General features: G+C 41.5%; 1 protein-coding gene and 1 pseudogene. Both read left to right on the top strand.

Annotated features, from left to right (window positions below; genetic code table 11):
• A pseudogene (locus tag ACFIQC_RS09745) lies at nucleotides 1–219 on the top strand (late control protein); the annotation flags it as partial.
• A partial coding sequence (locus ACFIQC_RS09740) for a replicative DNA helicase (protein WP_375707125.1) occupies nucleotides 176–1,602 on the top strand: 1,427 nt, incomplete at its 3' end. The pseudogene ACFIQC_RS09745 and the gene ACFIQC_RS09740, both read left to right, overlap by 44 nt.

Raw genomic sequence — 1,602 nt, 5'->3', positions numbered from 1 at the left:
TTGACCCTTGAGGGACGCCCTGAAATCATGGCGGATCAACCTCTCATCCTTCAAGGGTTTCGTGGGCAAATCAATGGACCATGGAAAGCTGCAACCGTCACCCACCGCTATGAAAAACAAAGCGGATACACCACAGAAATCACACTAGAAGCACCAAACAAGGGAAAAGAAAGCAATGAGAACATCAAACATGCTAAAAACAGAAAATCCAAGAGATAATTTTGCTTCTTCTTTTCGTCAACTTCCCCATAATATTGAAGCAGAGCAGGCATTACTTGGAGCAATCCTGATTAATAATAATGCACTCGATCGCGTTTCAGACTTTCTTAAAGCAGAACATTTTTTTGAAAGGCTACATCAAAAGATCTTTGAGATTGTCTTACAAATTATTCAAAATGGTCATCTTGCAAACCCCATTACAATCAAGCCCTATATCCAAATGGAAGAAAAAATTGGAGATATTACTGTATACCAGTATGTTGTTCGCTTAGCCACAGAGGCAGTCACTATTATTAACACTGAAGATTATGGACGCGTTATTTACGATCTTTTTATCCGCCGGTCTTTGATTAATCTTGGCAATGAAGTTGCCAATACAGCCTTTGATGCGCCTGTAGAGCTCACGCCTACCCAACAAATTGAAACGATTGAAAATCAGTTATTTGAGCTCGCCGAAAAAGGAAAATATGGGGGTGGGTTTGAAAACTTTGATACAGCCATTGCAAAAGCACTTAACATGGCAAGCGCTGCAAAAAAGCGTTCTTCAAAACTCTCAGGGATAGCTACCCATATCAAAACCCTTGATGAGAAAATGGGGGGGCTACAGCCATCTGATTTGATTATCATAGCTGGACGCCCTGGGATGGGGAAAACCTCTCTGGCAACCAATATTGCTTTTAATATTGCCAATGCTTGCAAGCGTCATGATAACAGCCAAGCCAATGAAGGGGGTATAGTAGGATTCTTCTCACTTGAAATGTCATCCGAACAGCTTGCAACTCGCATTATCTCAGAACAAATAAAGGTTTCTTCTTCTGATATGCGTCGTGGTAATATCTCAGAAGAGCAATTTACCAACATCATTTACGCAATGCGTTCCTTACAAACAATCCCTCTTTATATTGATCAAACGGGGGGTGTCTCCCTTGCACAATTGGCCGCACGTGCAAGGCGTCTTAAACGACAACATGGTCTAGATGTCTTGATTATCGATTATATCCAACTCATGACAAGTGGTTCAAAGCGTTCATTAGAAAATCGCGTTCAAGAAATTACAGCCATTACCACCGGATTAAAAGCACTTGCAAAAGAACTCAATATTCCCATCATTGCTCTGTCACAACTTTCGCGTCAAGTTGAAAACCGAACCGATAAACGTCCGCAACTCTCTGATTTACGTGAATCTGGTTCAATCGAGCAAGATGCCGACATTGTTCTGTTCGTTTATCGTGAAGAATATTATCTCAAAAATGAAGAACCCAAAGAAAGCACTGCTGAGTATAACAAATGGCAAGAGGCAATGGAGCAAGCCAAGGGTAAAGCCGAGGTTATTATAGCAAAACAACGCCATGGTCCGACAGGAATCGTTCCCCTTGCCTTTCA

Origin of the sequence: Bartonella sp. AA126HLJHH, from assembly GCF_042197425.1 — a bacterium.
Classification (GTDB): domain Bacteria; phylum Pseudomonadota; class Alphaproteobacteria; order Rhizobiales; family Rhizobiaceae; genus Bartonella.
The sequence above is the reverse complement of the archived record's forward strand: the minus strand, read 5'-3'. Positions and strand labels throughout refer to the sequence as shown.